The 25,768-nt window shown below is 65.3% G+C and carries 26 protein-coding genes; 15 read left to right on the top strand and 11 right to left on the bottom strand.

The annotated features are described in order from the left end of the window. The first annotated feature begins 152 nt into the window (after window positions 1-152). The 4 genes from ABLE86_RS15945 (at window position 153) to ABLE86_RS15960 (ending at window position 3,773) form a co-directional block, all read left to right on the top strand. Window positions 153-1,154, top strand: coding sequence for an ABC transporter substrate-binding protein (locus ABLE86_RS15945; protein WP_348779950.1), 1,002 nt, complete (start codon window positions 153-155; stop codon window positions 1,152-1,154). A gap of 103 nt (window positions 1,155-1,257) precedes the next feature. Continuing rightward, on the top strand, window positions 1,258-2,145 hold the full coding sequence (locus ABLE86_RS15950; protein ID WP_348779951.1) for a proline/glycine betaine ABC transporter permease: 888 nt from the start codon (window positions 1,258-1,260) through the stop codon (window positions 2,143-2,145). Then, entirely contained in the window at window positions 2,138-3,196 is a 1,059-nt protein-coding gene (locus ABLE86_RS15955) for a glycine betaine/L-proline ABC transporter ATP-binding protein (RefSeq protein WP_348779952.1), read from the top strand. Before ABLE86_RS15950 ends, ABLE86_RS15955 begins: the two co-directional genes overlap by 8 nt. Before the next feature lie 202 nt (window positions 3,197-3,398). After that, window positions 3,399-3,773, top strand: a complete 375-nt coding sequence (locus ABLE86_RS15960; RefSeq protein ID WP_348779953.1) for a YbhB/YbcL family Raf kinase inhibitor-like protein — start codon at window positions 3,399-3,401, stop codon at window positions 3,771-3,773. A gap of 41 nt (window positions 3,774-3,814) precedes the next feature. On the opposite strand, the gene ABLE86_RS15965 is transcribed toward ABLE86_RS15960, so the two are convergent. Further along, the gene (locus ABLE86_RS15965) at window positions 3,815-4,474 is read right to left on the bottom strand and encodes a peroxiredoxin (protein ID WP_348779954.1); all 660 of its coding nucleotides are present in this window, start codon (window positions 4,472-4,474) and stop codon (window positions 3,815-3,817) included. A gap of 463 nt (window positions 4,475-4,937) precedes the next feature. On the opposite strand from ABLE86_RS15965, the gene ABLE86_RS15970 reads away from it, so the two are divergent. From ABLE86_RS15970 to ABLE86_RS15995, 6 genes are all read left to right on the top strand, one after another. Next, entirely contained in the window at window positions 4,938-6,104 is a 1,167-nt protein-coding gene (locus tag ABLE86_RS15970; RefSeq protein ID WP_348779955.1) for an ABC transporter substrate-binding protein, read from the top strand. Between the two features lie 53 nt (window positions 6,105-6,157). Next, window positions 6,158-7,018: a branched-chain amino acid ABC transporter permease gene (locus tag ABLE86_RS15975; RefSeq protein WP_348779956.1), complete on the top strand. Its 861-nt coding sequence runs from the start codon at window positions 6,158-6,160 to the stop codon at window positions 7,016-7,018. Next, a complete protein-coding gene (locus ABLE86_RS15980) occupies window positions 7,015-8,034 on the top strand; it encodes a branched-chain amino acid ABC transporter permease (RefSeq protein ID WP_348779957.1) in 1,020 nt (339 codons plus the stop codon). Before ABLE86_RS15975 ends, ABLE86_RS15980 begins: the two co-directional genes overlap by 4 nt. Then, window positions 8,031-8,777 (top strand): ABC transporter ATP-binding protein, encoded by a 747-nt coding sequence (locus tag ABLE86_RS15985; protein WP_348779958.1) that lies wholly within the window; start codon window positions 8,031-8,033, stop codon window positions 8,775-8,777. The genes ABLE86_RS15980 and ABLE86_RS15985 overlap by 4 nt, the downstream gene beginning before the upstream one ends. After that, window positions 8,777-9,475, top strand: a complete 699-nt coding sequence (locus tag ABLE86_RS15990; RefSeq protein ID WP_348779959.1) for an ABC transporter ATP-binding protein — start codon at window positions 8,777-8,779, stop codon at window positions 9,473-9,475. The genes ABLE86_RS15985 and ABLE86_RS15990 overlap by 1 nt, the downstream gene beginning before the upstream one ends. Before the next feature lie 128 nt (window positions 9,476-9,603). After that, window positions 9,604-10,650 carry a nucleotidyltransferase domain-containing protein gene (locus ABLE86_RS15995; protein ID WP_348779960.1) on the top strand — a complete coding sequence of 349 codons (1,047 nt, stop codon included), beginning with the start codon at window positions 9,604-9,606 and terminating at the stop codon, window positions 10,648-10,650. 92 nt (window positions 10,651-10,742) lie between these two features. Here the strand turns inward: ABLE86_RS15995 and ABLE86_RS16000 are convergent, their stop codons facing one another. Both ABLE86_RS16000 and ABLE86_RS16005 read right to left on the bottom strand, forming a co-directional pair. Then, window positions 10,743-12,158 (bottom strand): aminomethyltransferase family protein, encoded by a 1,416-nt coding sequence (locus tag ABLE86_RS16000; RefSeq protein ID WP_348779961.1) that lies wholly within the window; start codon window positions 12,156-12,158, stop codon window positions 10,743-10,745. A gap of 175 nt (window positions 12,159-12,333) precedes the next feature. Then, window positions 12,334-13,068 carry a GntR family transcriptional regulator gene (locus ABLE86_RS16005; protein WP_348779962.1) on the bottom strand — a complete coding sequence of 245 codons (735 nt, stop codon included), beginning with the start codon at window positions 13,066-13,068 and terminating at the stop codon, window positions 12,334-12,336. A 221-nt stretch (window positions 13,069-13,289) separates the two neighbouring features. Between ABLE86_RS16005 and ABLE86_RS16010 the strand changes: the two genes are divergently transcribed. From ABLE86_RS16010 to ABLE86_RS16025, 4 genes are read left to right on the top strand one after another with little or no spacing between them, the layout of a single operon-like run. Then, entirely contained in the window at window positions 13,290-14,000 is a 711-nt protein-coding gene (locus ABLE86_RS16010; RefSeq protein ID WP_348779963.1) for an alpha/beta hydrolase, read from the top strand. After that, on the top strand, window positions 13,993-14,343 hold the full coding sequence (locus ABLE86_RS16015) for an extradiol ring-cleavage dioxygenase (protein ID WP_348779964.1): 351 nt from the start codon (window positions 13,993-13,995) through the stop codon (window positions 14,341-14,343). Before ABLE86_RS16010 ends, ABLE86_RS16015 begins: the two co-directional genes overlap by 8 nt. Beyond that, window positions 14,336-15,178 (top strand): class III extradiol dioxygenase family protein, encoded by an 843-nt coding sequence (locus ABLE86_RS16020; protein WP_348779965.1) that lies wholly within the window; start codon window positions 14,336-14,338, stop codon window positions 15,176-15,178. The genes ABLE86_RS16015 and ABLE86_RS16020 overlap by 8 nt, the downstream gene beginning before the upstream one ends. 5 nt (window positions 15,179-15,183) lie before the next feature. Next, window positions 15,184-15,504, top strand: a complete 321-nt coding sequence (locus ABLE86_RS16025; RefSeq protein ID WP_348779966.1) for a YciI family protein — start codon at window positions 15,184-15,186, stop codon at window positions 15,502-15,504. Window positions 15,505-15,810: 306 nt separating this feature from the next. On the opposite strand, the gene ABLE86_RS16030 is transcribed toward ABLE86_RS16025, so the two are convergent. The 5 genes from ABLE86_RS16030 to ABLE86_RS16050 form a co-directional block, all read right to left on the bottom strand. Next, window positions 15,811-16,662 carry a DUF1932 domain-containing protein gene (locus ABLE86_RS16030; protein ID WP_348779967.1) on the bottom strand — a complete coding sequence of 284 codons (852 nt, stop codon included), beginning with the start codon at window positions 16,660-16,662 and terminating at the stop codon, window positions 15,811-15,813. 75 nt (window positions 16,663-16,737) lie between these two features. Continuing rightward, window positions 16,738-17,796, bottom strand: coding sequence for a 4-oxalomesaconate tautomerase (locus ABLE86_RS16035; RefSeq protein ID WP_348779968.1), 1,059 nt, complete (start codon window positions 17,794-17,796; stop codon window positions 16,738-16,740). After that, window positions 17,789-18,460, bottom strand: coding sequence for a 4-carboxy-4-hydroxy-2-oxoadipate aldolase/oxaloacetate decarboxylase (locus ABLE86_RS16040; RefSeq protein WP_348779969.1), 672 nt, complete (start codon window positions 18,458-18,460; stop codon window positions 17,789-17,791). The genes ABLE86_RS16035 and ABLE86_RS16040 overlap by 8 nt, the downstream gene beginning before the upstream one ends. Then, window positions 18,460-19,188 (bottom strand): PIG-L deacetylase family protein, encoded by a 729-nt coding sequence (locus tag ABLE86_RS16045; protein WP_348779970.1) that lies wholly within the window; start codon window positions 19,186-19,188, stop codon window positions 18,460-18,462. Before ABLE86_RS16045 ends, ABLE86_RS16040 begins: the two co-directional genes overlap by 1 nt. Window positions 19,189-19,192: 4 nt before the next feature. Further along, complete coding sequence (locus ABLE86_RS16050; RefSeq protein ID WP_348779971.1) at window positions 19,193-20,152, bottom strand: VOC family protein; 960 nt, start codon at window positions 20,150-20,152, stop codon at window positions 19,193-19,195. A 247-nt stretch (window positions 20,153-20,399) separates the two neighbouring features. Between ABLE86_RS16050 and ABLE86_RS16055 the strand changes: the two genes are divergently transcribed. After that, window positions 20,400-21,323 carry a methylenetetrahydrofolate reductase gene (locus ABLE86_RS16055; protein WP_348779972.1) on the top strand — a complete coding sequence of 308 codons (924 nt, stop codon included), beginning with the start codon at window positions 20,400-20,402 and terminating at the stop codon, window positions 21,321-21,323. A gap of 114 nt (window positions 21,324-21,437) precedes the next feature. On the opposite strand, the gene ABLE86_RS16060 is transcribed toward ABLE86_RS16055, so the two are convergent. Genes ABLE86_RS16060 through ABLE86_RS16070 form a run of 3 tightly spaced genes read right to left on the bottom strand, consistent with a single transcriptional unit; the run spans window position 21,438 to window position 25,735 of the window. After that, window positions 21,438-23,051, bottom strand: a complete 1,614-nt coding sequence (locus tag ABLE86_RS16060) for a 5-guanidino-2-oxopentanoate decarboxylase (protein WP_348779973.1) — start codon at window positions 23,049-23,051, stop codon at window positions 21,438-21,440. Beyond that, window positions 23,052-24,017 carry a CobW family GTP-binding protein gene (locus tag ABLE86_RS16065; RefSeq protein ID WP_348779974.1) on the bottom strand — a complete coding sequence of 322 codons (966 nt, stop codon included), beginning with the start codon at window positions 24,015-24,017 and terminating at the stop codon, window positions 23,052-23,054. Beyond that, window positions 24,011-25,735 carry an amidohydrolase gene (locus tag ABLE86_RS16070; RefSeq protein ID WP_348779975.1) on the bottom strand — a complete coding sequence of 575 codons (1,725 nt, stop codon included), beginning with the start codon at window positions 25,733-25,735 and terminating at the stop codon, window positions 24,011-24,013. Before ABLE86_RS16070 ends, ABLE86_RS16065 begins: the two co-directional genes overlap by 7 nt. Window positions 25,736-25,768: the final 33 nt, after the last annotated feature.

A 25,768-nucleotide genomic window follows, 5' to 3' on the forward strand; every position in this document is an offset into this window, starting at 1 on the left:
TGCAAGTCGCAAGGGAGGTGCCTGTGCGATTGTGTCGGCTTGAGGATTTGGGATGTGGCCGGCGCCTGGCGCAGGCCGCGTTTCGGGAGCGGCGGTGGATGCGGTGTCGTCCGTCACTCCTGTTTGCAGACACCGCAATTTGGGGAGAGAGTATGAACAGACTTCTTGCGTCCACCGCGCTGGCCCTCGGCCTGATGGCATTCAGCGGAACCGCGAACGCTGCCGAATGCGGCTCGGTGACTATTGCCAACATGAACTGGCAGTCGGCCGAAGTGCTTGCCAATATCGACAAGCTCATTCTCAATGCCGGCTATGGCTGCGACGCCGAGCTCGTCGTTGGCGACACGGTTCCGACCTTCACTTCGATGACCGAGAAGGGCCAGCCCGATATCGCTCCCGAAGGCTGGATCGACCTGCTGCCGGAGGTCGTCGAGCGCGGCATTGCCGAAAACAAGCTGATTTCCACCGTCGACGCCCTTTCCGATGGCGCCGTGCAGGGCTGGTGGATACCCAAGTATCTCGCCGACGCCCATCCCGACATCAAGACCATCGACGATGCGCTGAAGCACCCGGAACTGTTCCCGGCGCCGGAAGACTCGTCTAAGGGCGCCGTCTTCAACGGACCCCAGGGTTGGGGCGGCACGCTGGTGACCACCCAGCTCTTCAAGGCCTATGAGGCCGAGAATGCCGGCTTCCTGCTGATCGACACCGGATCGGCTGCCGGCCTCGACGGCTCGGTCGCCAAGGCCTATGAGCGCCAGGAAGGCTGGATGGGCTACTACTGGGCGCCGACCGCGCTGCTCGGCAAGTACGACATGGTCAAGCTGGAATATGGCGTGCCCTTCGATGCCGAAGAGTGGAAGCGCTGCAACACCGTGGCCGACTGCCCGGATCCGAAGCGCAACGAATGGCCCAAGGATCGCGTGCAGACCCTGGTGACCACCAGCTTCGCCGAGCGCGCCGGCCCGGTCATGGACTACCTCAAGGCCCGCAGCTGGTCGAACGACACCGTCAACAAGCTGCTCGCCTGGATGGGCGACAACCAGGCCACCGGCGAGGAAGGCGCGAAGTACTTCCTCAAGAACAACGAAGACATCTGGGCCAAGTGGGTCTCGCCCGAGGTCGCAGAGAAGGTGAAGGCTTCGGTTCAGTAACCGGCCGGAACAACCGCGGCGGCGCGCTCAGTTGCGCGCCGCCGACGCGTTTTGCCCGCGCCCAACAAGAAAACACGAGCCGCCTGGCGGGAAAGGGGAATCGATGGATTGGCTGACAAGATTTCCGCATTTGAACGATGATACGCTGCGCCTTCTGAAGAAGAGCATCGACGAGAGCTTCCGCGCTTTCACCCGCGCCTATGGCGGCGGGATCGAGGCTTTCTTCCAGCCGCTGCAGTATTTCCTGATCCAGTCCGAGCGGTTCATGACCCTGACGCCGTGGCCGATCATCCTGCTGCTCATTGCCGCGATCGCCTGGATCGCCACCCGCAGCTGGAAGATCGTTGCCGGCGCGGTCGTCACGCTGCTGATCATCGGCTTCTTCGACATGTGGGACGACACGATGAAGACCATTTCGATGATCTTCGTCTGCACCGTGCTGTCGATCGTGCTGGGCATTCCCATTGGCATCGCCATGTCGCGCTCGGACCGCCTGCAGAGCTGGATAAGCCCGATCCTCGACGTGATGCAGACCATGCCGAGCTTCGTCTATCTCATTCCCGTGGTGATGCTGCTGGGCATCGGCAAGGTGCCGGGGCTGATCGCCGTCGTCATCTACGCCATTCCGCCCATGATACGCCTGACCAATCTCGGCATCCGCCAGGTCGACCGCGACGTGCTGGAAGCCGCCGACGCCTTCGGCTCGTCGAGCTGGCAGAAGCTCAAGAACGTGCAGCTGCCGCTGGCGCTGCCGACCATCATGGCCGGCATCAACCAGACCATCATGATGGCGCTGGCCATGGTGGTGATCGCATCCATGATCGGCGTGCAGGGGCTGGGCCAGCCGGTGCTGAAGGCCATCGCCAACCAGTACTTCACGCTCGGCATCTTCAACGGCATGGCCATCGTGGGCATCGCCATCATCTTCGACCGCGTCAGCCAGGCCTATGGCAAGCGGCTGCAAAGGCACCTGGAGGTGGTCCATGGCTGAGGCGCAACAAGGCAGCGGCATCAGCATCCGCAACCTGTACAAGATCTTCGGCCACAACGCCGCGGCCTATGTCGATCTCGTCAAGCAGGGCATGAGCAAGGCCGAGCTGAACCAGAAGCACGGCCACGTGCTCGGCCTGAAGAACATCAACATCGAGATGCCCGGCGGCGGCATCTTCGTCATCATGGGCCTTTCGGGCTCGGGCAAGTCGACGCTGATCCGCCACATCAACCGGCTGATCGACCCGACCTCCGGCGAAGTGATCGTCGGCGGCGCCGACGTGGTGAAGATGAACCCGCGCGAACTGCAGGAATTCCGTCGCCACAAGACGGCGATGGTGTTCCAGAAATTCGCCCTGCTGCCGCACCGCAACGTGCTGGAAAACACCGTCTACGGGCTGGAGATCCAGGGCGTGCCGCGCGCCAGGCAGGTGGAGCAGGCCATGCGCTGGATCGAGCGCGTTGGGCTGAAGGGCTTTGAGAAGAAGTACCCCAACCAGCTTTCGGGCGGCATGCAGCAGCGCGTGGGGCTGGCCCGCGCGCTGACCAACGATGCGCCGATCCTGTTGATGGACGAGGCTTTTTCCGCGCTCGACCCCCTCATCCGCATGGACATGCAGACGGTGCTTCTCGATCTGCAAAAAGAGATCAAGAAGACCATCGTCTTCATCACCCACGATCTCGACGAGGCGCTGCGCCTGGGCGACCGGGTGGCGATCCTGCGCGACGGCGAGGTGATCCAGCAGGGCACCGCCCAGGACATCGTGCTGCAGCCTGCCGACGGCTACATCGCCAACTTCGTGAAGGAAGTGAACCGCGGGCGTGTGATCAAGGTCAACGCGATCATGCAGCCTGCCAATGGCGAAACGCCGCTGGCGCCTATCCAGACTTCCGCCGATGCGACGCTGGACGAAGCCGCCACACTGCTGGCCACGGCCGGACAACAGCAGCTTTCGATCGTCGACCAGAGCGGCGCGCAGATCGGCACCGTGGACCTGCAGCGCATCGTCTCCGCCATGGTCACCCCTGCCGCCGGCGAGGCCAGGGCCTGACAGGCTAAGGGAGGGCGCAGCCTGTGCCGCCGCCCTCCCCGCCCTGCAAGCCCGCCATCTGCAGACCGGCCCAAAAACTCTAACCAGCCTCCTTTTCACGCGCGTTCCAGTCTGCCGCGCCGGGCACATGCGCCCTATTTCTCCGCTCAAGGCCGTTGCGCGGCTCTCTGCGCCGGCGGAGCAGAAGAAAGGAGCCGAAACCATGCGCCTGATGCTGGCATGCTCGATCCTTGCCGGGCTGACCGCAGCCGCCCACGCGGAGATGCGCGTCAATTTCGACTGGGGCCCGACGAAAAAGTGCTTCGACGCCAACTCCCCCCCGTTCAAGCTCTCAGGCGTGCCGGAGGGCACGGCCAGCCTGGACTTCCAGATGACCGACCGCAACGCGCCCGGCTTCCACCATGGCGGCGGCAGGGTTGCCTATAAGGGGCAGTCGTCGCTGCCCTACGGGGCGTTCAGATACAAGGGCCCCTGCCCGCCCTCGGGTTCGCATTCCTATGTCTTCACGGTCAAGGCGCTGGACGGACATGGAAAGGCGCTGGCCACGGCAAAGGCCAGCCGCGACTTTCACCAATAGGCATCGGCTGCGACCTCGCGGCGAGGCGAGGTCGCGCGCTTTCAGAGCTGAGGCTGCTTGGTCTTGCGCAGATAGGGCAGGATCCGGTCGAAGGCGCCGAAGCGCTTGATTGCCTCGTCGTCGGATACGGCGGCGGTGATGATCACATCCTCGCCCGGCTTCCAGTCGGCCGGCGTCGCCACCTGATGCTTGGCGGTGAGCTGGATGGAATCGAGCGCCCGCAGGATCTCGGCGAAATTGCGTCCCGTGGTCATCGGATAGGTCAGCACCAGCTTGATCCGCTTGTCGGGGCCGATGATGAAGACCGACCGCACCGTGGCGTTGTCGGCCGGCGTGCGCCCTTCCGAAGTGTCGCCTGCCTCCGCCGGCAGCATGTCATAGAGCTTGGCGACCTTCAGGTCGCGGTCGCCGATCAGCGGATAGTCGACCGCGAAGCCGGTCGCGGTGCGGATATCGTCCTTCCACTTGTGGTGGCTCTCGACCGGATCGACCGAAATGCCGAGGATCTTGGCATTGCGCTTCGCGAACTCGTCAGCGAGGCCGGCCATCGCGCCGAGTTCCGTGGTGCAGACAGGCGTGAAGTTCTTCGGATGCGAGAACAGCACCGCGTAGCCATCGTCGATCCATTCGTGGAAATGGATCGTGCCCTTGGTGGTTTCGGCGGTGAAGTCCGGCGCGATATCATTGATACGAAGGCCCATTGCGTCGCTCCTTATGACAGTCGGCGAAAAACGCCCCATCATACCCCAAACCATCGCGCGCCCGAAGAGGGATGCGGAGAGGACGACTGTCAGGCCGTACCCTTGTGCGCGTGGCAGCGGCTGGCGCGGCTGCTACGGTGTGAACTTCGTCCGCAGCCCGGCAAGGCGATTCGGACCCCGTGACGCCCAGGGCTTGCATGGCTTCGACATCGCTCCCCGACGGGGCCGAAGCTGCCCCGTGCGAAACGGCTTCGCCGCCGGTTCGCAAAGAGGATGCGATTTTCACTCTTCCCCTTCCGATTGTCGAAGCTCGCTTGTGCGAGCGCGATATATATGTATACATCACGACGGATGTTCGGTTTGCACGCTTGCCGCCTTTTCGTCAGGGGAGCGACGAAAATGGCCTAGTTGCTAGGCCTTTCCCGGGAGGACGAGGCGGGGCGCATCAAAGGGAGGAGTATACATGATTACCAGAAGACTGTTCATTGCCGGCACGGCGCTGTCGCTGCTTGCCGCCACGCCCGCCTTCGCGCAGGACGTGGTGAAGATTGGGCTTGTCCTGCCAATGACGGGGCCCTTTGCCTCGACGGGACGCCAGGTCGAGGCCGGCGTTCGTGCATACATGGCCCTGCATGGCGAAGAGGCCGCGGGCAAGAAGGTCGAGATCGTTCTGCGCGACGACGCCGGCACCGCCGACCAGACCCGCCGAATCGCGCAGGAGCTGGTGGTGAACGACGGCGTTTCCATGCTGATGGGCTTCGGCCTGACGCCGCTCGCCATGGCCGTGGCGCCGGTGCTCAACCAGGCGAAGGTCCCTGCCCTCATCACCTCGGCGACGACCTCCAGCATCATGCAGCAGTCGGACTATTTCGTCCGCACCTCGATGGCCGGGCCGCAGTCGCCGGTGCCGATGGCAACCTGGGCGGTGGAAAACGGCCTCAAGCGCGTGGTTACCCTGGTGTCGGACTACGGCCCGGGCCACGATATCGAGAAGGGCTTCACCGACCAGTTCAAGAAGGAAGGCGGCGAAATCGTCGAGGCGGTACGCGTGCCGCTCCAGAACCCGGATTTCGCGCCTTTCCTGCAGCGCGTGCGCGATGCCAAGCCTGACGCGATCTTCGTCTTCGTGCCTTCAGGCGTGGGCTCGCTGTTCATGAAGCAGTTCGCCGATCGCGGCCTGGCCGAAGCCGGCATCAAGCTTATCGCCACCGGCGACGTGACCGACGACGACCTGCTGAACGGCATCGGCGAGCCGGCGCTGGGCGTCATCACCGGCCACTTCTATTCGGCCGCGCATGACAGCCCGGAAAACAAGGCCTACGTGGAAGAAGTGCGCAAGGCCAACAACAACATGCGGCCCAACTTCATGTCGGTCGGCGGCTACGACGCCATGCACCTGGCCTATGCCGCGCTGGAAAAGACCGGCGGCGACACCGACGGCGGCAAGCTGGTGGAGGCCATGAAGGGCATGGAATGGACCAGCCCGCGCGGCCCGATCTCCATCGACCCGGCAACGCGCGATATTGTCCAAGACATCTATATCCGCGAGGTCAAGCAGGTGGATGGCGAGCTCTACAATGTCGAGTTCGCCACCTATGAGAAGATCCGCGACCCGAACGTCGCCAACTAGGTGCACAGGCGCGGGCCGGACAACTTCTGGCCCGCGCGCAACAGCGAGCGACCATGCTGACAATCCTGTTCGACGGCATCGCCTATGGGATGCTTCTCTTCGTCCTTGCCTGCGGCCTGTCGATCACGCTGGGCCTGATGAACTTCGTCAACCTGGCGCATGGCGCCTTTGCCATGGCGGGCGGCTACACCACCGTCATCATGATGAACCGCTACGGCATCTCCTTCTACTGGTGCCTGCCGGCGGCTTTTCTCGTGACCGCATTGGTCGGGGTGGTGCTGGAACGGACGCTCTACCGGCATCTCTACAAGGCCTCGCATCTCGACCAGGTTCTGTTCTCGATCGGGCTCGTCTTCATGTCGATCGCGGCCATCGACTATTTCATGGGCGGCCAGCAGCAACTCATCAACCTGCCGGCCGAACTGCGCGGCCGCTTCGATTTCCTCGGCATCAGCATCGGGCGGTACCGGCTGTTCATCATCCTGCTCTGCGCGGTGCTGACAGTGGTGCTTCAACTCGTCCTCACCCGCACCCGCTTCGGCAGCCAGTTGCGCGCGGCGGTGGATGACGGGCGCGTGGCGCGCGGCCTGGGCATCAACATATCGATGATCTTCGCCCTGACCTTTGCTCTCGGCTCCGGCCTCGCCGGGCTCGGCGGCGCGCTCGGCACCGACCTGCTCGGCCTCGACCCCAACTTTCCCCTGAAATTCCTCATCTACTTCATGATCGTCGTTACCGTGGGCGGCACGTCCTCCATCACCGGCCCTTTCGTGGCCGCATTGCTGCTGGGCATCGCCGATGTCGCCGGCAAATATTACGTGCCGCAGCTTGGCGCCTTCATCATCTACGCCGTGATGGTCCTGGTGCTGATCTTCCGGCCGCACGGGCTGTTTGCACGGGAGGGCGGCCGATGACTTCCGCAACCGACAACGCCGTCTCGCTGCTGAAGCGCAGCGGCCGCTGGCAGCTTTGGGAAATTGCGCTGTGGCTCGTGGCCGTAGCCATGATCTTCCTCCTGCCGTCCAAGATGCTGATCCTGACCGAGATCGCCATTCTGGCGCTGTTCGCGGTCTCGCTGGACCTGGTCCTCGGCTATGCCGGCATCGTCTCGCTGGGCCATGCGGCCTTCTTCGGGCTTGGCGCCTATACGGCGGGCCTGCTTGCACGCCACTATGTCACCGAGCCGGTGACCGGCCTGCTCGCCGCAGGGCTGGTGAGCGGCGTGTTCGGCTTTGCCACCAGCTTTTTGGTGCTGCGCGGCTCCGACCTCACCCGCCTGATGACCACGTTCGGCGTGGCCATGCTTCTGGCCGAAGTGGCCAACCAGGCCGGCTGGCTGACCGGCGGCGCCGATGGGCTTTCGGGCGTGATGATCACTCCCATCCTCGGCATTTTCGAATTCGACCTGTGGGGCCGCACCGGCTACATCTATGCGCTGGCGGTGCTGATGGTGCTGACCTTCATCGCCCGCCGCATCGTCAACTCGCCCTTTGGCCTCTCGCTGAAGGCGATCAAGCGCAACACGGTGCGCGCATCCATGCTGGGCATTTCGCCCACGCGCCAGATCGTCGCCATCTACACCATCGCCGCCGTCTATGCCGGCATCGCAGGCGCGCTGCTGACCCAGACCACCAGCTTCGTCTCGCCGGACGTGCTCGCCTTCCACCGCTCGGCCGATGTGCTGCTCGTGCTCGTCATCGGCGGTACCGGCTATCTCTATGGCGGCGTGTTCGGCGCGGTCATCTTCACGCTGCTGCGCGACTGGCTTTCGGTGATCACGCCGCAATACTGGATGTTCTGGATCGGCCTGATCCTGATCGTCATCGTGCTGGTGGGGCGCGAGCGCGTCACGCGCTGGCAGGGCCTCCTGCCCGGCATGACGCGCAGCCGGCGCGCCAAGACGCAGGCAATCGCGGAGGAAAGCCGATGACTTTCGCGCTCGAAACCCGCAACCTCGTCAGGCGTTTCGGCGGCTTCGTCGCCACCAACGACGTGTCGCTACGCGTCAGGCAGGGCGCGCGCCACGCGCTGATCGGCCCCAACGGCGCGGGCAAGACCACGCTGATCAACCTTCTGACCGGCGCGCTGGATCCTTCGGCCGGCCAGGTGGTGCTTGGCGGCGAGGACATCACCCGCCTGCCCGCGCACGCCCGCGTCGGGCGTGGGCTTTCGCGCACCTTCCAGATCAACCAGCTGTTCGGCGATTTCACGCCGCTGGAATCGATGATGCTGGCGATCGGCCAGCGCGAAGGCAACAGCGGCGCCGCCTGGCGGCCGCTGTCGCGCGACAGGGCCGCGGCAGAGGAAGCGGCCGCGCTGCTGGAGCGGTTCCGCCTTGCCGACGCCATGGGCACGGCCACGACCCTGCTGCCCTATGGCAAGCAGCGCCTGCTGGAGATCGCGCTGGCCGTCGCCACGCGGCCCAAGGTGCTGCTGCTCGACGAGCCCGCCGCCGGCGTGCCGGAAGAGGAGCGCCATGAAGTGCTTTCGATCGTGCGCGAACTGCCCTCCGACGTCACCGTGGTGCTGATCGAGCACGACATGGACCTGGTCTTCTCCTTTGCCGACCGGATCTCGGTGCTGGCCGCCGGTGCGCTGTTTGCCGAAGGCACGGTCGCCGAAATCTCGAAGGACCCGCAGGTGAAGGCAATCTATCTGGGGGAGGATGCCTGATGGCCGAGCTTCTCAGCATCGAACGGCTGGTTGCCGGCTATGGCGAGGCGCGCGTGCTGGCCAGGGTGGACCTGACGCTGAAGGAGGGCAGGTCTCTGGCCCTGCTCGGCCGCAACGGCGCCGGCAAGACCACGCTGCTGGACACGATCGCCGGCGTGACCACCCACCATTCCGGCACGATCCGTCTCGCCGGACGAGACATCACCCGCCTGCGCGCCGAGCAGCGCGCGCCGCTGGGCATCGGCTGGGTGCCGCAGGAGCGCAATATCTTCCGCTCGCTGACGGTGGAGGAAAACCTGACCGCCACCGCCCGCCCCGGCGTGTGGAACCTGGATCGCGTCTACGGCATGTTCCCGCGGCTGAAGGAGCGGCGGCGCAATCTCGGCAACCAGCTTTCGGGCGGCGAGCAGCAGATGCTGGCGGTGGCCCGCGCGCTGATGCTCAACCCGAAAATCCTGCTTCTGGACGAGCCGCTGGAAGGACTTGCCCCGATCATCGTCGACGAGCTTCTGGCCGCGCTGCGCCGCATCGTCACCGAGGAAGGCATGTCGGCCATCATCGTGGAGCAAAAGGCGCGCAAGGTGCTGCCGCTGACGGACGACGTGATCGTGCTGGAGCGCGGCGCGGTTACCTATCGCGACAGTTCCGCCGCCCTGCTCGCCTCGCCCGAGACGCTCGACGCGCATCTGAGCGTGTGAGGGGGAAAGGCTAGGACCCGGTTTCAACAGTTTCTCCGAATAAGGCGGCAAACTGTTGAAACCTTCCGTTTCGTTGCGCATACTTGTTTCAACAGTTTGACGTCGATCAGCGACGAAGTGTTGAAACTATGGATTTCCAGGAACTCAACAACGACCAGCGCCGTGAAAAGGTCAATTCCGACCAGCGCTTCGAAGCGCTTCGCCGCGCCACGGAGAGACTGAGGAGCTATCGTGGCTCCATGGTTTGGCAGAAGGCAAAGGGCGAGGAATACCTCGCCCGCAGCTACTACGATTCCTCAGGCATACGCCGGCAGACCTCGCTCGGCCGCAGAAGCCCAGAGACGGAAAAAACCAAACATACCTGGGAGGCTGGGCGTGCCGAGGCGCGCGCAGGCCTGCAAGTCATGCGCGAAACCATGGCGCGCCAGGCCGCCATCAATCGTGTTCTGGGGCTCGGCCGAGTTCCTATGATAGCCGCTCGCATCATCCGCGCACTCGGCGAGGCCGGGCTGCTGGGCAACGGCATCCGCATTGTCGGCACAAATGCGATCTATGCCTACGAGGCGGCAGCCGGCGTGCTTGTCGATCCCGGGATCACGGCAACGCAGGACATCGACCTGCTGCTGGATGCGCGACAGGCGCTGCGTATGGTGGCTTCCGAGGATGTGGCGGACCTGACGCTGATCGGTCTACTGAAGAAGGTCGACGCAAGCTTTGAGCGAACTGCCCAGGAATTCCGCGCGGTCAACCGCGACGGTTATCTCGTCGATCTGATCCGGCCACAGCGAAACCCGCCCTGGTCCGAGGAGATGCTGCGGGTCGGACAAGATGTCGACGATCTTTCTTCCGTCGCGATCGAAGGACTGGGCTGGCGTGAAAGCGCGCCTCACTCCGAGGCAATCGCCATCGACGAACGTGGAGGGCCCCTCAGAATCGTCACCAGCGACCCGCGTGTCTTTGCTGCACACAAGCTGTGGGTTTCGAGACAACCCGGCCGCGAACCCGTGAAGCGCCAGCGCGATGCCGCGCAAGCGCGCGCAGTTGGCGCGATCGTTGCCACGCACCTGACCCACCTGCCCTATGAGCGCGACGCGCTGCGGATGCTACCACAGGAGGTTTTCGACGCTGCCGCGCCGCTGTTCGTGGGCAGCCGCGCCGAGCCCTATGAATTCTGACGGGCGGATTGAGCGATCACTGTGAAAACTGCATCGCCTCGCCAGTTCCAAGAGGGACCCGGCGAGGCGATGTCGAGCCTACGACAGCGTGATCAGCCCTTCTTCGTGCGCCAGCTGTCGGCGTAGTTTTCGCGGGCCTCGCGCGCATAGGGCGTGGGCGACACGCGCACGCGGATTTCCGCCTGCTTGTGCGGCCGCTCGGTCGAGGTCTTGGCGGAACCGCCATCCGGCTCGCCCCAGATCAGCGTCAGCACGTCGCCTTCCTGGACATCGGCATCGACAACGCCGAGCGAGAGCATGCAGCGCTCGTTGTAGGAATAGCCGTTGAACATCGACATGCCGACCATCTTGCCGTCGCGCAGCACCATGTCGGCGCTGGAGGAGGCATAGTTGGGCTGAGGGAAGTCGATCCACTTGAAGTGTTCCTCGCCCGGACGGAAGGCCGAGGCGATGACCTCGACGACATCCTCGGCATTCCACTCGAAGGTGACCTTCTTGCGGTTCTTCTGGCCCTTCATCTTCTCGAGCGCAGCCTTGCCGACGAAGTCGTCCTTCTTCCAGCCGATGTAGAAGTCGTAGCCGAGCTCGAACGGGTTGACGTAGTAGTCCTCGATGTTGTCGGAGACGAAGCTGCCGCCGATGGAACCGGTCGCCTCATAGGAATCGGCGCCGAGCCAGTCGCGATAGTCCTTGAGCATGCCGTCACCGGTGTAGATGCCCGGCAGCGGAGACGGAATCCAGCCCGATTCCAGCGTGTTGGTGGAATAGGCGCGGCTGCCGCAGCGGACGAGATCGACGCCGGCGTCCTTGGCCGCCTCGAGGATGCAGGACAGGATGTAGTTCTTGTCCTCATAGGGGCCCCAGATTTCCAGGCCCGGCGCGCCCGACATGCCGTGGCGCAGCGCCCGCACCTTCTTCGAGCCGATCTTGATCCAGTCGACATGGAAGAACTTGATCTCGGGGATCGGGCCGCCATTCATCTTCTCGAAGATCCTGGGGGCGTCGGGGCCCTGGATCTGATAGCGGTAGTGGGTGCGCAGAACCCGTTCGCCTTCCGGCCGCGAGGGCGAGCGCGGGTCGTATTTGAGGCGGACATTCCACTTGCCGTAGGCGGCGCAGAACATCAGCCAGTTGGAGGTCGGCGCGCGGCCGACAAGGATGAATTTGTCCTCGCGCTCGCGGAAGATGATGTGGTCGCCGATGACATGGCCGTTCGGCGTGACCGGCACGAAATGCTTGGCGCGGCTGAGATCGAAATTCCCGAAGGAATTGATGCCGTGATAGGCGAGGAACTTCTCCGCATCCGGGCCCTCGACGATCAGTTCATCCATGTGATGGGTCTGGTCGAACAGCACGGCGGAATTGCGCCACGCGGCCTGCTCGGTGCGCCAGTTGCTGAACTCCGGTGCCACGACGGGGTATACATACATGCCAAGACGCGAGCTGCGCAGCAGCTGAACGGGGTTCGGATTCTCGGCTAAAATGTTGCTAAGGCTAGATTTTGTCATGGACTCTCCTCCAGGGCGCAGAAAATGATGTATACATTAGGGCTGATCGCGTGGGAGAATGCAAGCCTCTTTGCGCAGACAAGGCGCGGCGCGGAACGCAAAACGGCGGTCCGCAGGGACCGCCGCTGGCACATGATCCCAAAAAGATCATGCTCAAACAAATAGATAGGGCGCTTCAGCGATGGATCAGGCCGAGGCCGGGAATCTTCGGCAGCAGTTCGGGGTCCTGGCTGAAGATGTATTCAAGATTGTGGCGAGCGGTGCGGGCGTGCTCGCGCGCGATCCATTCGGCGCGCGCGCCTTCGCGGGCCACGATGGCGTTGACCAGCTCGCGGTGCTGCTCCTGCGCGAAGCGGAGCGAGCGGCGGAAGGCGGCGATCTCGGTCCGGTTGGGCAGGAAGGCCGAAGGCGAGGCGAAAGGCAGCGAGCCGGCCCGTTCGACCTCGCGCCGGATGACCTCGCTGCCGGCCAGCCCCGCAAGCTCGTGATGGAAGGCCTCGTTGAGGTCTGAATAGGCGTCGAAATCCACCTCGTCCAGCCCGGGGCCGAAACAGGCGTCCAGGCTGGCGACGATCTCGGTTATGCGCGCCAGCGCCTCGGGCGCCACGCCGCGCTCGGCAGCCAGCCGCGCCGCGGTGCCTTCCATCACCCCGCGCAGCTCGATCGAATCGACCACATCGGCATAGCCGAAAAGGCGCACCACGAAGCCGCCATTGGGCAGCCGATCAAGCAGCCCCTCTTCCGCGAGGCGCGACAGCGCTTCGCGCACCGGCGTGCGGGAAATATCGAGCGCCTCGGCCAGCGACACTTCGAACAGACGCGTTCCTCCCGGCAGTTCGCCGTTGATGATTTTCTCGCGCAGTTCGATGACCGCTCGGCGGCCATGCGTGGCAACTTCACTGGGTTTCATTTCGGGCACCTCTTTCTGCAGTCACGCTTAGCACTTCAGACAGCTCGCGCGAAGATGGGGTGGAAGCGGCTAGCCAACGTTCGCAGCACAAATGTATTCATGATTCCTGCCAAACTAGCCATTACGCGGCCCCGCTCCACCCCGATCGGCCCTTCATGTGTACATCGCCATTGACAAAAATGTATACATTGGCTTTGGGTGACCCAGGGAGGGCAGCGATTGTGACAAGCTTGGTACTCATTCCGGGACTGGTTTCGGACGACATCGTCTGGCAGCCCCTGGCCGAAGCGGTGTCGGCCCGCATGCCGGTGCACCATGCCGACGTGACCCGCGACAGCTCCATCACCTCCATGGCGGAACGCGCGCTGGACGAGACGCAGGGCCCCATCATCGCCGTCGGCCATTCCATGGGCGGACGGGTGGCGATGGAAATGGCCCGGCTGGAGCCGCAAAGGGTCCGCGGGCTGGTGCTGGCCAATACGGGGCACCACCCCAAGCGGGAAGGCGAGGAGATCAAGCGGGAAGCAATGATCGCACTCGGCCACAGCGACATCGGCCGGATGGCCGACCAGTGGCTTCCGCCGATGCTGGACCCGGCCCGGGCGGAGGATACAGCCCTTGTCGAGCGACTGAAGGCCATGGTGCTGCGCGCCGGCCCGCAGGTGCATGAGCGCCAGATCCGCGCGCTGCTCGGCCGACCCGATGCGAGCGCCTATCTTGCCGACCTCACCTGCCCGATCCTGCTGGTTGCGGCGCGGCAGGACGGCTGGAGCCCGATCGCCCAGCACCAGGAAATCGCCGACGCGGCGCCCGACGCCGAACTCGCCATTATCGACAATGCCGGCCATTTCGCGCCGGTGGAGCGACCGCGCGAAGTGACCGCGGCAATCACCGCATGGCTCGCGCGCAGATTTGGAGGGACCGATGCCTGAACAAACGGCCATAGCCGAAACCCCGCTTTTCGACCGTGAGGGGTCGATCCGGGGCTACAGGATGAACAAGATGGCGATGGCGCTGGGCAAGCCCGAGAACCGCGCCACCTTCAAGGCCGACGAGGAAGCCTTTCTCGACCGCTTCGGCCTGACCGCCGAGGAAAAGGCCGCAGTGATGGCGCGCGACTGGCGCGAGATGGTGCGGCTTGGCGGAAACCTCTTTTTCATCCTCAAGATCTCGGCCGTCGACCCGACCCCGATCACCCAGATCGGCGCCGCGCAGGCCGGCATGACGCATGACGATTTTCTGTACGAACGGCTGGGGAAGAAGCGCAATGGCTAGGATCATCGGCGGAGTGGGAACGAGCCACGTTCCATCGATCGGCGCGGCACTGGACAAGGGCCTGCGCGATACGGCCGACTGGAAGCCCTTCTTCGACGGCTATGAAGCCGGCAAGGCGTGGATGCGCGAGGCACGGCCCGATATTGCCGTGGTGGTGTTCAACGACCACGGCAACACCTTCTTCCTCGACCGCGTACCGACATTTGCGGTGGGCGTGGCCGAAACCTACTACCCGGTGGACGAAGGCTGGGGCCCACGCGCCGTGCCGCCTTTCGAAGGCGCCGTCGATTTTTCGTGGCACTTCGTCGACAGGCTGGTGGAGCGCCATTTCGACCCGCTGGTCTGCCGCGAGATCGAGGTGGACCACGGCATGCAGGTGCCGATGGAACTGTTTTTCGGCCGGCCGGAAAAATGGCCGGTCAAGGTGCTGCCGATCTGGGTGAACACCATCCAGTATCCGATACCCACGCCGCAGCGCTGCTGGGAGATGGGCGAGGTGCTGCGTGAGGCGATCGAGTCCTGGCCGGGCGACGAGCGTGTCGTGATCCTCGGCACCGGCGGCCTTTCGCACCAGCTGCAGGGCGCGCGGGCGGGCTTCATCAACCAGGAAGCCGACCGCGCCTGGCTGGACGGCATCGCCACCAACCCGGAGCACTATCGTGGCATGAGCCGCGAGGACTATGTCGAGCAGTTCGGCTCGGAAGGGGCGGAGCTCATCATGTGGCTGGTGATGCGGGCAGCCATGAACCCGCAGGTCAGGCAGGTGCACAAGCATTACCACGCCCCCGCCTCGATGACGGGCGCGGGCATGGTGGTTCTGGAAAACGCGGAGTGAAGCGCATGTTCTTTCTGATGCGATGCCTGCACCGGGACGGGCAGGACCAAGCCCGCGACACGCACCGGCCTGCCCACCGCGCCTGGGTGCAATCCGGCGGCGAAGGGCTGGCGGCGGTGCTGATCGGCTCGGCGCTGCTGGACGAACAGGGCGGCTCGATCGGCAATTTCGGCATATTGGAAGCCGAGAGCCTGGAAAAGGCGCGCGCCTTTGCCGAAGGCGACCCGTTCACCCTCGCCGGCATCGTCGAGCGCATCGAGCTGACGCCGCTGCCCGATACGTTCCAGGCCCACCGCATCGGCGAGCCCATGACGGCGCGGGAATAGGCGCCGTCCCTCTTTCTCAGGCAGGGATATCGCAGATGTCCGCTCACCCACTCGCATCCTGCCGAGACGGGCAACTGCATCTGAAATGACCCCCACCCCTAGCCCCTCCCCACAAGGGGGAGGGGAACTTGCTGTGCGCCCATCCAGCACCAATCTTCGCCGCGTGGGAGGCTATAGCGGGGAAATCGTCCCCCTCCCCCTTGTGGGGAGGGGACAGGGGTGGGGGTAGGTTGCGCCCTATACGATTGGCCTGCCCGAGCAGACGCGGCGGCTCTCTCTTTCCACCAAGGAGAGCGAAGGGCCGAACTATCCCAGCCTCATCTCCAGCGCTCGCGCGACCGTATCGCCGAGGCTGGCATCGGGCCCCACACCGCAGGCACCCATGCGTTCCTGCACCTCGGCGATCTCGCTGGCGAGCCCGCCCCTCAGGCCCAGCGCATCGAGCGTTGCAGCACTCTCGCGCATTTCGGCGGCGCGGCGTTTGCCGTGCCGGGTCGTGCGCTCCATCTGGTATTCGGCGAAATGCGGCCAGTCGAGCCCGGGGAAGGATGCCGACAGCGAGGCGACGATTTCCTCGAAACAGCCGGAGGCGCGGGCGGCAAGCAGCGTCTCGACCGTGATCGCCTCCAGCCCCTTCACGAACAGCGAACGCACCATCTTGATCGCGGTGGCCGCGCCCGGCTCGGCGCCGGCGATGGAGGCGGAGAAGCCCAGCGTCGAGAGTTCCGGCAGAAGACGCTCCGCTTCCGGGCCGGCCAGCAGCACCGGCGTGGCGTGCCCGCGCGGATGCACCGGCGCCATCACCGCCATGTCGAGATAGATCGCGCCCGTGGCCTCCACGGCCGCCGCCGTCTCGCGCTTGCGATCCGGCGAGACGGAATTGATGTCGATCAGCAACTGCCCCTGCCTCAGATGCGGCAGCAGCGGCTTCACGGCCAGAAAACTCTGGTCGGCGGTGACGGCGCTGAAAATCCAGTCCACCTCGCCCAGCGCGGCAAGGTCGGCGACTTCCGCGCCACGCTGGAGCATCGCCGAATGCATGGGCTCGTCGCCGCGCTCCAGCAATATGTCATAGGCGACGAAGCTCAGGCCCGGCCGGCTCAGTCCCTCGTGAAAGGCGCGCGCGGCCTCGCCATAGCCCAGGAATGCGATCTTCATGCCCTCGTCTCCGACAATTGAGGATGTCTGTTTTATGGATGGCGGCAGGCGAGCAAACCGCCCGCGGCTAAGCTGTCATGCGAATATGCGGCCGTCGAACAGCTTGCGCGCCGTGCGCAGCACCGCCGCATTGACCACGGCACCGCCCTGCAGGGTGACGACCACGCTCATCTCGCCGGTTGGATGCTCGACCGAGACGAGCTTTTCCTCGCCCTCTGGCACGACGGCCAGTGCTGCCGCCGGCCCTTCGGACAAGAGGCATGCGGTGGCCACGCTGACGGCGCCGAGCACGCCGATGGCGTCGTGGCAGCGATGGGGAATGAAGGTGCGCGTGGAAGTCGCACCGCCGGCGCGCGGCGCCGAAACCAGCGTCATCTTGGGCACGGATTTCTGCGCCACGTCGCCAAGGTTCATCATCGGCCCGGCCTTGAGCCGGATGGCTTCGAGCCTTTCGCGCAGCGGCTGGTTGGCCTCCAGTTCCTGCGGCGTTTCGGTTCCGGCGATGCCGAGATCGGCGGCGCGCACGATGACGCAGGGCATGCCGTTGTCGATCAGCGTGCATTCCACGCCCTCGACCACATCGACCGCGTTGCCGGTGGGCAGCAGCGCACCGCAGCTTGAACCGGCCGTGTCGGCAAAGGTTATGGGAACGGGGGCGGCCGTGCCCGGAACGCCGTCGATGCGCGCATCGCCGGCATAGCGCACCCGGTTGCCCGGCGTATCGACGCGCGCAATCGCGACCTGGCCGGTGTTCTCCATGAAGATGCGCACTTCGGTCTGGCCGTCACGCGCCGGCACCAGACCGCGCTCGATGGCGAAAGGCCCGACGCCGGCGAGGATGTTGCCGCAGTTCTGGCCGTCGCTCACCAGGGCCTTGTCAACGAAGACCTGCAGGAAGAGATAGTCGACGTCCACGCCCTCGCGCGCGGAACGCTTCACCACCGCGACCTTGGAGGTCAGCGGATTGGCGCCGCCCATGCCGTCGATCTGGCGCGCATCCGGCGAGCCCATGGCGCGCAGCAGGAAGGCGTCGCGGTCGGCCGGCAGGTCCTGCGCCAGGAAATAGCCGCCCTTGGAGGTGCCGCCACGCATCCACATGCAGGGGATGCCGTCGTCGGCGCGTGCCTCAGACATATTTCAGGCCCTTTTCGGCGAGCCGCCCACGCATGTCGTAGATGTCCAGGCCGAGTTCTCCGGCGGCGAGGCGCTTGCGCTTGGCTGCCTCGGCCGCCATGCGCGCCTCCGCCTTGGCCGCGACCTCTTCCGCCTCCTCCCGGCGCACCACGCAGACACCGTCGTCGTCGGCCACGATGACGTCGCCGGGTTGGATGAGCGCGCCGGCACAGACGACCGGAATATTGACCGAGCCCAGCGTTTCCTTGACCGTGCCCTGCGCGAAGATCGCCTTGGACCAGACCGGGAACTTCATCGCCGTGAGGTCGGCGATGTCGCGCACGCCGGCGTCGATGATAAGGCCGCGGCAGCCGCGCGCCTGCGCCGAGGTGGCGAGCAGGTCGCCGAAATAGCCGTCCTCGCAGGGGCTTGTGGGCGCAAGCACCAGCACGTCCCCCGGCTTCAGCTGCTCGATGGCCACGTGCAGCATCCAGTTGTCGCCGGGAGGCGAGGAGATGGTGACAGCACTTGCGGCGAGCCGGGCGCCGGAATAGATCGGCCGCATGTAGCTGGCGAGCAGGCCCTTGCGCCCCTGCGCCTCATGCACGGTCGCCACGCCGCAGGCGGCAAGGCGGTCGATGACGGACTGCTCGGCCCGCGCGATGTTCTGAACGACGACGCCCATCAGAGCTCATCCACGGTGCGCGGGAAGACGGACTGGAAGCCCTCCGCTTGGGTGGCCTTGCGGCCGCCGGACTGCCCGCCGGAATTGCGCATGAAATGGTTTGCGCGGTTCTCGGCCACATTCTTGTAGTAATGCCAGAGATGCTCCTGCCCCTCCATGCACTGGATGGCGGCCCATTTCTTTTCCCACACCGGCGAGATGTCGAGGAAGACGTCGGGCTTCCATTCCATCTGCTCGGTCTGGTGCGGCTCGAAGAGATAGAGCTGCGGCGCGCCCAGAACCTTCTCGCCCGGATTGTGGCCCCAGGCTTGCGCGATCATGCGCGCCTCGAGCGCCACCTGCGTGGCATACATGTGGTCGGTATTGTACGGGTCCCACTTGGAATGGCTCAGCATGAACTCGGGCTGCACCTTGCGGATCACGTCCACGATCCGGTATTTCGCCTCGCGGTCGACCTCAAGCGGGTAATCGCCAAGGTCGAAGAACTGGATGTCGTGCACGCCGAGCGCATTGGCGGCGTTCTCGGCCTCGATGCGCCGCGCCGCCTTCACCTTTTCCAGCGTCATGTCGGGCTGCTTCCACAGCTTCGCGCTTTCGCCGCGCTCGCCATAGGACAGGCAGATGACCGTGACGTCGTAGCCCTTCTCGGCGTGAAGGGCGATGGCCCCGCCGCAGCGCCACACGAAGTCTGCAGAGTGTGCCGAGATGACGAGTGCCGTCTTTGCCATGAAGTCAGTCCTTTCTGCCCACAGGGGGCGTGCCATGGGTATGGAATGTCTCGATCGTCTTCAGGCCCCAGGCCTGGCCCTTCTTGCGCTCGCTCTCCGTCCAGGTGACGGTGGGCCAATCCGGCCGCAGGATCAGCCGGGCGCCGGCATTGGCCAGCTCCACGCGGTTGCCCGCAGGCTCCCAGACATAGAGGAAGAAGGTTCCCTGGATGGCGTGCTTGTGCGGCCCGGTTTCGATATGGACGCCGTTTTCCAGGAAGATGTCGGCAGCCCGCAGGATGTCCTCGCGCTGGTCCACCGCATAGGTGAGGTGATGGAACCTGCCGCGCGCGCCGGTGTGGTCCTCGGAATAGGCGATGTCGTAGCTCTTGTTGTTGACCGTGAACCAGCAGCCGCCGAGCCGCCCGTTGTCGAGAAGGATCTGCTCGGTGACGCGGCTGCCCAGCGCCTCGGTCATGAAATCGCGGATGGCCGACACATCGGTCGCCAGAAGATTGAGATGGTCGAGCCGGCGCGGGCTCGCGCCGCGGCCATGGTAGCGCTGGGCGATGTTCTTGAGCGCCGGGCGCTCCTCCGGCGGCGCCTCATAGACCCTGGTGTCGTAGTAAAGCTCGAAGATATGGCCGTCCGGATCGGTGAAGCGGAAGGCGCGGCCATGGCCGGCATCGCCCTCGACCCAGCCGAGGCCGCAGCCCATCGCCTCGATCACTTTCACCCGCCGCTCCAGCGCCTCGGGCGACGCGGCGCGGTACGCGACATGGCCGACGCCGGTGGTGTGGTGCCGGACCAGCTTGAGAGTGTGAAACTCGTAGTCGTCGAAGGCGCGCAGATAGGCGCAGCCATCCTCGATCAGGCTGGCGGTCAGCCCGTAGACGCGGGTGAAGAAATCCAGGCTCTCGTCGAACCTGTCGGTGTAGAGCTCGACATGGCCGAGATGGGCGACGTCGTAACAGGGCTCGGTCATGGCCGCACCCCCGCCGCGAAGTCCGGCTTCGTCCGATATGTCGTCATGCCATCCTCCCTCCCCTGGCCTTGCCGCCCGCGGCGAACGCCCCTCCACCCGGACATTCATGTATGCATTATTGAGCAGCCTCGATGGCAAGGCAACTGTCAAAATTTGATAAATTCCCGCTTTGCATCACGTTTACGGCTTGACCTCGCCAATCGCCATCCATCTATGTATACATTCTTGGAATTGCGTGGAGGAAAAATTGGGATTCCTGAATTTTGCCGTCGGACAGGGCCAAAAGGCGGCAAGGCCGGCACCTTCTGAACTGATGCAGGGCTGGTCGATCGAGGTGATGCCGCGCACGGCCGCCAAGGTCGATGACTTTCGCGCCTTGCTGCCGGCCGGAACCCGCGTCTACATCGCCCATATCGACGGCACGCCGATCGAGGACATGGTGGCCACCGCAAGGCGGATCAGCGAGGAAGGCTTTCCGGTGATGCCGCATTTCCCCGCACGCTCCATTCCCAGCCGCGACGTGCTGGCGGACTGGCTGTCGCGGTATCGCAACGAAGCGAATGTAAGCCAGGCCCTGCTGCTGGGCGGGGGCATTGCCGTGCCCGCAGGCGACTTCGAAAGCTCGATCCAGCTGATGGAAACCGGGCTGTTCGACCGCTACGGCTTCACCCATCTGCATGTGGCGGGCCACCCGGAAGGCAACCGCGACATCGACCCGGACGGCTCCACGGCCAATGTGGACGAGGCGCTGCTGTGGAAACAGGATTTTGCCAGCCGCACGGATGCCGAGGTGGCCATCACCACGCAGTTCGCCTTCGATGCGAAATCCGTCATCAGCTGGGCCGAACGCATCCGCGATGCCGGCGTGACGCTGCCGATCCATGTCGGCATAGCGGGGCCGGCCAAGCTCCAGACCCTGATCAAATATGCGCTGTCCTGCGGCGTCGGACCTTCGCTGCAGGTGCTGCAGAAGCGCGCCCGCGACATCACCAAGCTGCTGCTGCCCTATGAGCCGACGGAGGTCGTCGCAGAGCTTTCGCAGCACAAGGCGGCAAGACCGGACAGTCTTATCCAGCAGCTGCATGTGTTTCCGCTGGGCGGCATCAAGACGGCAGCGGAGTGGATGAACGAGCGCGGCTTTGTCAAGGCGGAGGCGGCGCTCCAGGCCTGAGGCTCGGTGTTTAGCCGGCTTTCTGAACCGGCCGAAATAGCAAGGCCCCGGGCGATCCCGGTGCCTTCTTGCATTTGAAACGCTCGCCGCGTTTCTGCGGCGACTATTCCTGGCTCAGTCCTGCGCGGTCACGAACTCGACGTAGGAGGCTTCGTCGATCTCGATCACGGTCGGCCGGTTGCGCTGGGCGGCGGCATTCAGCTTCGCCGGCAGGTCGCGCGGGTCTTCCAGCTTCTCGGCCTCGCAGCCGAAGCCGCGCGCGATGGTGAGGAAGTCCGGCGTGTAGATGTCGACGCCGATTGGCTCGATGTCGCGCGCCTCCATATAGGCCTTGATCTCGCCATAGCCGTTGTTGTTCCACAAGAGCACGATCAGCGGCAGTTCCGCCTCGCGAGCCGAGCCGAGTTCCGGCAGCGTGAACTGGATGCCGCCGTCGCCGGCAAGGCAGACGGTGGGGCGGCCGGTGCCGATCAGCGCACCTGCGGCCGCCGGCAGCGCATAGCCGAGCGTGCCGTAGCCGGTGGCCGAGCAGAACCAGGAGCGCGGCTTGTTGGCGGCAAAATCGATGCAGCCGGCATAGACCGGCTGGGCCGAATCGCCTGCGATCACCACGTCGGGCAGCGTGTCGCGCACGACCTCCATGAGGTGAGCACCGGCGCGCAGGACCGGATTGAGCTCGGCGCGCACGCCTTCGCGCGCGGTCTTGGCGCGCTCGGCACCGTCGCCCGCCGCGCGCGGCGAGACGGCAGGCACCAGCGCTTCCAGCGCAAGTTTCGTGTCCGAGATCAGCGCGAGATCGGCCGGGCGGCCGCGCATGGCCTGCTCGGGATCGATATCGATGCGGATCAGCTTGCCGAGAATGCGCGCGCCTCCGGTCTCGTAGAAATCGAAGTCGGTGGGGCCGAACTCGGTGCCCGCCGCGATCACCAGATCGGCGGCCTCGATGAGCGCGGTGGTGGCCTGCATGGCCGGGCTGCACGGCACGCCGAGCGGATGGCCGGCCGGCAGCGTGCCGCGGCCGTTGACCGTCATGACCACGGGCGCGTCGAGCGCTTCGGCCAGAGCAAGCAGCGGCGCGCCGGCATCGGCCGCACCGCCTCCGGCTATGATGACCGGACGCTTTGCCGCCGCGCACAGGGCGGCGGCCTCGGCAATCGCCTCTTGTTGCGGCGCCGGGCGCGTGGGGGCCGGGCGCTTCTGCGCCGGCGGCAGGGCCGAGGCGTCGAGAGTAAGCAGGTCGATCGGCAGTTCGATATGCACCGGGCGCGGCCGCGCCGAGGCGAAGACGGCGAAGGCGCGCGCGATCACCTGCGGCAGCTCTTCGGCGCGAAGCACGGTGTGGCTGAAGGCGGTGAACTGGCGGCCCACCTGGCGCTGGTCGGGCAGTTCGTGCAGATGCCCCTCGCCCGAGCCCATGCGGCCCGGCGCGTTGACGCTGGTGATGACCAGCATGGGCACCGAGTCGCCATAGGCCTGCGCCATGGCGGTGGCGATGTTGGTGAGGCCGGGGCCGGAAATGATGAAGCACACGCCCGGCTTGCCGGTGGCGCGGGCATAGCCGTCGGCCATGAAGCCGGCGCCCTGCTCGTGGCGCGGCGTGATGTGGCGGATGCCGCTGCCGGGCAGGCCGCGATACATTTCTACCGTGTGGACGCCCGGAATGCCGAACACCGTGTCGACGCCATAGGCGGCAAGAAGTTCGACCAGATAGGTTCCAACCGTCTTCATTCAGGCAGTTCCTTTCGCGGCAGGCGCAGCAAGTTCGGCGCAGCCGTCGAGCTGCGCCAGGATGGATTCAAAGGGTGGGCGCTCACCGAAGCCGATGAGCACGAGGATATTGTCCGCGTCGAGGCCTTCCGGCGCTTTTGCCAGTTGCTCGAAGGAAAGGCGGGTGCCGACCAGATGCACGGCGAAGCAGCGGCCATCATTCCCGCGCAAAAAACCCTTGGCGCGATAGACCGCCGTGGGCAGGCCGGCAAGAACCTTCTGCAGGCGCTTCAGGTCGACTGCGCCTTCGCTTCGCCAGATCGCGCTCGCCGCCTGTTCGTGGACGGGCTCAGCAGCGAAGGTCGAGGCGACCCCGCGCGACAAAATTTCGCCGGCGAAGAGGATGTCGAAAGGCACAAGCGCATTCGTGGTTTCCACGATGCGGGTGTCCGGAAAAGTCCAGCGCGTGTGCCATGCATCGAGCTGTTCGCGGTCGACCAGATCGGTCTTGTTGAGGATCAAAAGATCGGCCGAGCCGACCTGCGCTTCGGCAAGGCCGGGCGCAGCGGCAATCGCGTCGTCGAAGCCGGCGGCGTCGACAACAACCACGATGGCATCCGCGCGCAGGCGCGAGGCAAAGCGCGAATAGCGCACCGTGTCCATGATGCGGGCGGGATCGGCCACGCCGCTCGCCTCAATCACGATGTGGTCGATGTCGGCGCGGGCGGCCAGAAGCTCTTCCAGCTGCTCGACAAAACCCTGGTTGAGGCCGCAGCAGACGCAGCCGTTGGACAGGCTGTAGAGGCCGCCCTCGGTCGAGGTGATCAGCGCGGCGTCGATGTTGATCGCGCCGAAATCGTTGACCAGCACGGCGACCTTGAGCCCATGGTCGCCGCTCAGGATGTGGTTGACGAGCGTTGTCTTGCCCGCGCCCAGAAAGCCGCCGATGACGGTGACCGGGATGGGCGCGGCGCCCTTCATCACCATAGCTGCGGCGCCTCCCCGAGCCAAACGGCCTCGGAGTTCTCGTTCAGCCGGTCGTGCACGAGCTGGCCCTGCATGAAGGTGAGGTCCACCTTGGTGGAGTGGATGTTGCCCTGCGGCTCGACCTCGAACAGGTTGCGGTCGAGCACGATGATGTCGGCCGACTTGCCGACCTCGAGCGAACCCGCCTCGTGCTCGATGCCCATCGACCAGGCGCCATTCTTGGTCATCACGTCGATGGCCTGGGATAGCGAGATCGGATCGCCGAAGCGGCCCTCGCCCTCGCCCCACGGATTGGCGCGGGTGACCATGGTTTCCAGCGCGATCCACGGGTCGAGCGGGCTGACCGGCCAGTCGGTGCCGATGACGGCGACGCCGCCGGCTTCCAGCACGCCCTTGATGTTGTAGGCGCGCGACAGGCGCTCCGGGCCGTAGCCCGAGCGGGCGCCGGACACGAATTTCGACGGGTACCACGACACCGGCGAGAATTCGGCAGTGACGTTCAGATCGCGGAAGCGCTTGAGATTGCCGCCATGCAGGATGGTCGAGTGGGCGCATTGATGGCGCACGCCGAGCCCGCCCGGACGCCGGCGCGCTTCCTCGACCGCATCGAGGAAGGTGTCGGACGCAGCATCCCCGGTGCAGTGGGCAATGACGCGGATGCCCTGCCGGTCCATGTCCCAGATCATGTCGGCAAGATGCTCGGGCGTCAGGTTGAGCTTGCCGCTCCAGGTGCTGTTCCCGTCCCAGGGCGTGATGAGATAGGACGAGCGCGGCTCGACCGTGCCGTCGAAGTGGAATTTTACGGCGTTGGCGTTGAGCCGGGCGGAGCGGTAGTAGTGGCGCTCGCCGGCCAGAAGTTCCCAGCGGCGACGCACCGGGAAGATGTCGTCCTGCCAACTGATGGCCGCCTCGACGCGCAGCGTGAGTTCGCCTGTCTGATCCAGCGATTGCAGCGCGTTGAGCCGGTTTTCGCAGACGTGAACATATTTCGTCGACACCACGCCGCGCGCGGATTGGTAGTGCACGCCGTCGCGATAGGCCGCGCGCAGCACCGGCACCGGCGTGGGCGGCATCGCTGCATGGATCAGCGCATAGGCGCCGTCGATCAGCAGGCCCGTCGGCTCGCCGCTGACCGGATCGCGCTCGAGATAGCCATTGGCCGGGTCGGGCGTTTCATTGGTGATGCCGGCGCGGCGAAGCGCCTCGCTGTTGACCATCATGGTGCCCCACATGCGGTCGAGCAGCGCGACCGGTCGGTCGGGCATCACCGTGTCCAGCCACTCCTTGCCAGGCACGAGCCCAGCTTGCCGGAATGTGTAGCGGACGAAATACTGGCCGTAGATCCACTCGCGGTCCGGGTGCTTGGCGGCGTAGGCCAGGATCGCCTCGCGCACCTGGTCCGGCGTCGGGTCGACGATGCCGATGTCGAGATCCTCGGCATAGCGCGGCGCCAGCGCGAGGTCCGGATGGGTGTGCATGTCGTAGAGGCCCGGCATGGCGAACCGACCGCCGAGATCCATCACCTTGGTCGTCGCACCGATCAGGTGCTCGACATCCGCGCGCTCGCCGCGGGCGACGATGCGCCCGCGCGCCACCGCCAGCGCCTGGCACCAGGGCAGGCCCGGGTCGCCGGTGTAGATGCGGCCATTGACGAGCACGAGGTCCGCGTAGGCGCTGCGGTCCGAATGGCTCGGGCGGTGGTCGTAGAGAACGCGCATGTCGGTAGTCTACCTATCAGAAAAGAACCTTGG

It is taken from the genome of Mesorhizobium sp. KR2-14 (assembly GCF_040049255.1).
Taxonomy (GTDB): Bacteria; Pseudomonadota; Alphaproteobacteria; order Rhizobiales; family Rhizobiaceae; genus Pseudaminobacter.